Origin of the sequence: Streptomyces sp. NPDC046859, from assembly GCF_040645135.1 — a bacterium.
GTDB lineage: Bacteria > Actinomycetota > Actinomycetes > Streptomycetales > Streptomycetaceae > Streptomyces.
The window spans coordinates 106,643-112,642 of the sequence record NZ_JBEYXR010000021.1; the positions used below are offsets into that span (position 1 = coordinate 106,643).

At 71.8% G+C, this 6,000-nt stretch carries 6 protein-coding genes; 2 read left to right on the plus strand and 4 right to left on the minus strand.

Translation table 11 applies throughout. The features are described 5' to 3' along the window. The first annotated feature begins 72 nt into the window (after window positions 1-72). Complete coding sequence (locus tag ABZ899_RS27270; protein ID WP_361350881.1) at window positions 73-2,064, plus strand: translation factor GTPase family protein; 1,992 nt, start codon at window positions 73-75, stop codon at window positions 2,062-2,064. Window positions 2,065-2,241: 177 nt separating this feature from the next. On the opposite strand, the gene ABZ899_RS27275 is transcribed toward ABZ899_RS27270, so the two are convergent. Continuing rightward, window positions 2,242-3,495, minus strand: a complete 1,254-nt coding sequence (locus ABZ899_RS27275; RefSeq protein ID WP_361350882.1) for a YncE family protein — start codon at window positions 3,493-3,495, stop codon at window positions 2,242-2,244. A gap of 181 nt (window positions 3,496-3,676) precedes the next feature. Between ABZ899_RS27275 and ABZ899_RS27280 the strand changes: the two genes are divergently transcribed. Continuing rightward, a complete protein-coding gene (locus ABZ899_RS27280; RefSeq protein ID WP_361350883.1) occupies window positions 3,677-4,339 on the plus strand; it encodes a TetR/AcrR family transcriptional regulator in 663 nt (220 codons plus the stop codon). A gap of 18 nt (window positions 4,340-4,357) precedes the next feature. On the opposite strand, the gene ABZ899_RS27285 is transcribed toward ABZ899_RS27280, so the two are convergent. The 3 genes from ABZ899_RS27285 to ABZ899_RS27295 form a co-directional block, all read right to left on the minus strand. After that, window positions 4,358-4,900 (minus strand): hypothetical protein, encoded by a 543-nt coding sequence (locus tag ABZ899_RS27285; RefSeq protein ID WP_361350884.1) that lies wholly within the window; start codon window positions 4,898-4,900, stop codon window positions 4,358-4,360. 39 nt (window positions 4,901-4,939) lie between these two features. Continuing rightward, entirely contained in the window at window positions 4,940-5,206 is a 267-nt protein-coding gene (locus ABZ899_RS27290; RefSeq protein ID WP_361350891.1) for a hypothetical protein, read from the minus strand. A 71-nt stretch (window positions 5,207-5,277) separates the two neighbouring features. Beyond that, on the minus strand, window positions 5,278-6,000 hold a 723-nt coding region (locus ABZ899_RS27295; RefSeq protein WP_361350886.1), incomplete at its 5' end, for a cbb3-type cytochrome c oxidase subunit I.

Consider the following 6,000-nt stretch of genomic DNA (forward strand, 5'->3'; position numbering starts at 1 on the left):
GAGCCACCATGCGCCGAGCGTCCATGTCCCCCCAGGCAGGAACCACCCCCTTGCAGAAGGACATGACGCTTCGTGCACGTACTGAACCTCGGGATCCTCGCCCATGTCGACGCCGGTAAGACCAGCCTGACCGAGCGCCTGCTGCACTCGGCCGGCGTGACCGACGTACTCGGCAGCGTCGACGCCGGGAACACCCGGACCGACACCCTCGCGCTGGAGCGCCGGCGCGGCATCACCATCAAGTCGGCCGTCGTCTCCTTCGCGCTCGGCGACGCGACCGTGAACCTCATCGACACCCCCGGCCACCCGGACTTCATCGCCGAGGTGGAGCGGGTCCTCGGCGTGCTCGACGGCGCCGTCCTCGTCGTGTCCGCCGTCGAGGGAGTCCAGCCGCAGACCCGGGTGCTGATGCGGACCCTGCGCCGGCTGCGCATCCCCACCCTCGTGTTCGTCAACAAGATCGACCGGCGGGGCGCCTGCCGCGACGGCGTGCTGCGGGCCGTACGCGAGCGGCTGACCCCGGCCGTCGTCCCGATGGGCACGGCCCACGGCCTCGGCACCCGGGACGCCGGCTTCGTCCCCGGTGGCCCTGGAGCGGAGGCGCTGGAGGTCCTCGCCGATCTGGACGACGCGCTGCTCACCGCGTACGTGGAGGGCCGCGTGGCACCGGGTGCCGTCCGCGCGGCCCTGGTGGACGGCACCCGGCGGGCCCTGGCCCACCCCGTGTACTTCGGCTCCGCCCACACCGGCGCCGGCGTGGACGCCCTGATCACCGGCATCAGGGACGTCCTGCCGCCCGCGGACGGCGACCCGGCGGCGCCGCTCTCGGGCACCGTCTTCAAGGTCGAACGGGGACCCGCCGGAGAGAAGATCGCCTACGTGCGGCTGTTCTCCGGGACCCTCCGCGTCCGCGACCGGGTTTCCTTCGGCCCGCCGGCCGGCGAGGACGGCGACCGTGCCGAGGGGCGCGTCACCGCCGTCAGCGTCTTCGACCGGGGCACCGACACCCGGGCCGACGAGGTGCGGGCGGGCCGGATCGCCCGACTGTGGGGGCTGAACGACGTCCGGATCGGCGACGCCCTCGGCGCGCCCCGCACGGCGCACGGGCACCTGTTCGCGCCGCCGACTCTGGAGACGATCGTCGACCCGGCCGACGGCACCGACCGCCGGGCTTTGCACCGCGCGCTCACCCGGCTGGCCGAACAGGACCCGCTCATCGGCCTGCGCCACGACGAGGTACGTCAGGAGACCCATGTGTCCCTGTACGGCGAGGTGCAGAAGGAGGTCATCGAGGCCACGCTCGCCGAGGAGTCCGGCCTGCGGGTCGCCTTCCGCGAGACGACACCGCTGTGCGTCGAGCGGCTCGTGGGCCGGGGCGCCGCGGTGGAGTTCAACAAGAAGGACGGCAACCCCTTCCTCGCCACGGTCGGTCTGCGCGTCGAGCCCGCGCCGCCCGGCTCCGGCGTGCGCTTCCGTCTGGAGGTCGAACTGGGCTCCATGCCGTACGCCTTCTTCAAGGCCGTCGAGGACACCGTGCGAGAGACCCTCGGGCAGGGCCTGTACGGCTGGCAGGTCCCCGACTGCGTCGTCGCCATGACGCACTCCGGCTACTCGCCCCGGCAGAGCCACGCCCACCAGGGCTTCGACAAGAGCATGTCCAGCACCGGCCACGACTTCCGGGGGCTGACCCCGCTCGTGCTGATGGAGGCGCTGCGCCGCGCGGGCACCCGGGTGCACGAGCCGGTGCACCGGTTCCGCCTGGAGACCCCGGCCGACACCCTGGCCGCGCTGCTGCCCGCCCTGGCCGGGCTGCGCGCGGTCCCGCACACCACCGGCACCCGCGGCACGGTGTGCGTGCTGGAGGGCACGGTGCCGGCCGCGCAGACGCACGCGCTGGAGCAGCGGCTGCCCGGTCTGACCCGTGGCGAGGGGGAACTGGAGACCGTCTTCGACCACTACGCGCCCGCACCGCCCGGGACGGAGCCCCACCGCCCGCGCACGGACCGCGACCCGCTGAACCGCAAGGAGTACCTGCTGAACCTGACCCGCCGGACGGGAGCCTGAGCCACGGCGGGGGCGGGCATGGCGGGCGGTACCGGGCCAGGTGGCCCCTGGGGCAGGCCGCCGCGTTCGCCGGAGTGGCCGGGCGCACGCCGCACGTACGCCCGTGCCGCCTCGGTCGCCGCGCGGCACGGGGCGACCGAGGACGGGGTGGGCGCGGTGCTGAAGGCCCTGGGCCGATCAGCGGGCCGTCGGACTCGTCCAGCCGGGCTCCACATGGCCGAGCCGGACCCGCTGCGGGTGGTCGCCGACGGGGACGGACACCTGCTTCTTCCCGGTGGCGAAGTCGATGGCGGTGACCTGGTCGGTGCCGCTCTCGGAGACCACACAGGACTTCCCGTCGCCGCTGACCGTGGCCCAGTACGGCTTCGACGCGGTGACGAGGGGGCCCTCGGTGAGGGTGGCGCGGTCGACGACGGTGGCGTAGTCGTCCATCGTGCCCGCCACGCACAGCTTGGCGCCGTCGGGGCTCATCGAGATGCCGTGGTGGCGTGAGTCGTTGACGAACGTGGTGCGGTCGTCACTGGTCGCCGGGTTCTTCGGCAGGGTCTTCGTGCGGGTGATCCGGTCCGTGGCGAGGTCGTACTCGAAGAAGCCGTTGAAGAACGACACCTGGAAGTACAGCTTCGACTCGTCCGGCGAGAACACGGCGGGCCGTACCGCGTCGGAGAAGTCCCGCAGGCCGAGCGCGTCCAGCCGGGGCCGCATGTCGATGACCTTGACCTGCTTGAACGTGGTGGCGTCGACGACGGTGACGCGCCGGTCGCCCTTCGTCCAGTCCAGCCAGGGGGCGTCGGTCTGGGTGTTCACCTCGCCGATCGCCATGTTGTAGATGTACTTGCCGTCCTTGGTGAAGATGTTCTCGTGCGGCTTGTCGCCGGTGGCGAAGCTGCCCAGTTCCCGGCCCGTGTCGATGTCCAGCACGTGCACGGTGTCGGAGGTGGACGCGGAGACGGCGACCCGCTCGCCGTCGGGGGAGACGGCCATGTGGTCGGCGCGGTAACCGGACACGGGGAAGCGCCAGTTGACGGCTCCGGTGGCGAGGTCGAGGGAGACCACGTCGGCGAAGCTGGGGCGCGAGACGACGACGGACCTCCCGTCCGGCGTGGAGTACATGTCGTCCACGAACTGGTCGTGGCCTTCGCCTACGCTGTTGCGGATCGCCATGAAGTAGATCCACTTGATGGGGTTGGCGTTGATCTCGGCCATCCGCGCGTCCTTGTCGGGGATGACGTCGATCCGGCCGATCCTCGCGAAGTCGCCGGTGGACTTGATGACGTCGGCGGTGCCGTCCCAGTTGTTGCCGACGAACAGCACCTCCCGCAGCGCGGCGGGGGAGGGCTCGGCGGCGGAGGCAGCGGTCGCGGGAGCGGCGACCGTCAGGGCGAGGGCGGCGGTCACGGAGCACAGGTGCCTGGATCTGATGGCAGGCATGACTGCTCTCTTCCTCTGAGGTGGGGCGTCATGAGTGGGGCATGCCAAGAGCGGTCGTGAATCTGAACACCTTTGCTTTCAGAATCAACTTACTGAAAAGTAAGGACGGTGCGCCCTTCTCCACAAGACTGCGTGCACGACAAAATTGGTCCCCGGACGGGCGCGGCGGCGGGAGGTCAGCGTGGCGGGCAGGCTCAAGGCGCCCACCGGCCGCTACGGCGGCAGGTCGGCCGCGGAACGACAGGCCGAGCGCCGGCGCCGCTTCCTCGACGCCGCGCTCCAGCTGTTCGGCGACACCCCCGGCTACCGGGCCACGACCGTCGCCGCGCTCAGCCTGGCGGCGGGCCTGTCGACCCGTCAGTTCTACGAGGAGTTCCGCACCTTGGAGGACGTGCTGGCCGCGCTGCACCTCCAGGTCAACGGCTGGGCGGAGGAGGCGGTCCTCACGGCGGCCGCCGACGCCGGGCCGCTGCCGCTCGCCGAGCGCGCCACCGCGATCTTCCGCGCCTACGCGGCCAACGTGACCGCCGACCCCCGCCGGATCCGCATCACCTTCGTCGAGATCATCGGCGTCAGCCCCCGGCTGGAGGAGCAGCGCCTTGCGCGCCGCGCCCGCTGGGTGGACCTGGTGTGCGCCGAGGTGGCGTCCGCCGTGGCCCGGGGCGAGGCCGCGCCGCGCGACTACCGCCTCGCCGTCACGGCGTTCATCGGCAGTATCAACGGGCTGCTGCACGACTGGAGCGCGGGCTGGGTGGAGGCGACCCTCGACGAGGTCGTCGACGAACTGGTCCGCCTCTTGCTCGGCATCCTCCAGCCGGCCGGCCCCCGCCCCGTCGGGCCGTGAGCGGGGGAGTCCCCGTCCTCAGGAGTGGTCGTACACCGGAAGGCCCGGCGCGAAGTGGGCGACGGCGGCGGCGAACCGGTCGCGGTCGAGCCGCCACCCGTTCACCGCGCGGGAGGACACCGCGACGTCGGGCGGCACCGGCACCAGATGCCGCAGCACGGCACGGGCCGCCGGACCGTCGCCGGGCAGCGGCGGGGCGCCCTCGCGCCGTGTGACGCCCACGTAGGGCAGAGAGGCGCTGCCCGTCCGCTGCCGCCAGAACACGAACCCCGTGATGTCGCTCCAGGGCACATGGGCCGTCGTCGCCGTGTAGCGGGCGGGACTCCCGCCGAGCAGCACCCCGGTGCCGTCCACCCGGAACGCGACCTTGCGGCTCATCGCCACGAAGGCCATGAAGAGCCCACCCCCGCCGAACAGCGGCAGCCCCAGGAGCCGCGCGAACAGCGGCATGTCCGGCAGGAGGAGGGCCGCGGTGAACACCGCGCAGAGCGTCAGGATCCCCACCGTCCGGCGGTCCCAGCCGTAACGCGCCTCGTACACGGGCGCTCTGTCGTCAGCCATGCACCGGATCATGACCAGGGCCGGACCCCGAGGGAAGCCCTACGGGGCGACCGTGCCCTGAGCGAGACACAGGGCCAGACCGACGATCCCCAGGACACAGGCCGGCAGCCACGCCATGAGCAGCCGACGCCGCAGGGCGCGGTAGGCCGCCTCGTACTCCTGGCGCAGCCCGCCGGCGCGCTCCGCCGTACGCTGCCAGGAGGCGCGGGCGAGCGTCAGGTACTCCTCCTCGAACCGGCGCTCCATCTCCGCGCGCTGGGCCCCCGTCAGCCAGTGCAGCGGCTCGCAGAAGCGCTCGGCGGCCATGCGGCCCTCCGCGCGGGTCGCGGCGAGCAGCAGATGCCCCTCGACGTCGTTGAGGAACTCGTCCGTCACGCTCACAGCGCGGCCACCTCCCGCTCCGGCACCGTCGCGTGGTGCAGGTCGAACGCCGGGGACTCGGAACGGATCCGCGGCAGGATGACGAAGTTGTGCCGCGGCGGCGGGCACGACGTCGCCCACTCCAGCGAACGGCCGTACCCCCACGGGTCGTCGACGCCGACCGGCGCGCCGTACTTGGCCGTCTTCCAGACGTTGTAGAAGAACGGCAGGAACGACAGGCCCAGGACGAAGGAGAAGACGGTCGACAGCGTGTTGAGCCCCGTCAGGCCCTCCACCGCCAGATAGTCGGGGATGCGCCGCTGCATGCCGTTCACCCCCAGCCAGTGCTGGACCAGGAAGGTGCCGTGGAAGCCGGTGAACAGCGTCCAGAAGGTGACCTTGCCCAGGCGCTCGTCGAGCAGCTTGCCGGTGAACTTCGGCCACCAGAAGTGGAATCCCGCGAACATAGCGAAGACCACGGTCCCGAAGACGACGTAGTGGAAGTGGGCCACCACGAAGTAGGTGTCCGAGGTCGGGAAGTCCAGCGGGGGAGAGGCCAGCATGACGCCCGTGAGGCCGCCGCACACGAACGTCAGGAGGAACCCGAAGGACCACAGCATGGGCGTCTCGAAACTCAGGGACCCGTTCCACATCGTTCCGATCCAGTTGAAGAACTTCACGCCGGTGGGGACGGCGATGAGGAACGTCATGAAGGAGAAGAACGGCAGCAGCACTCCGCC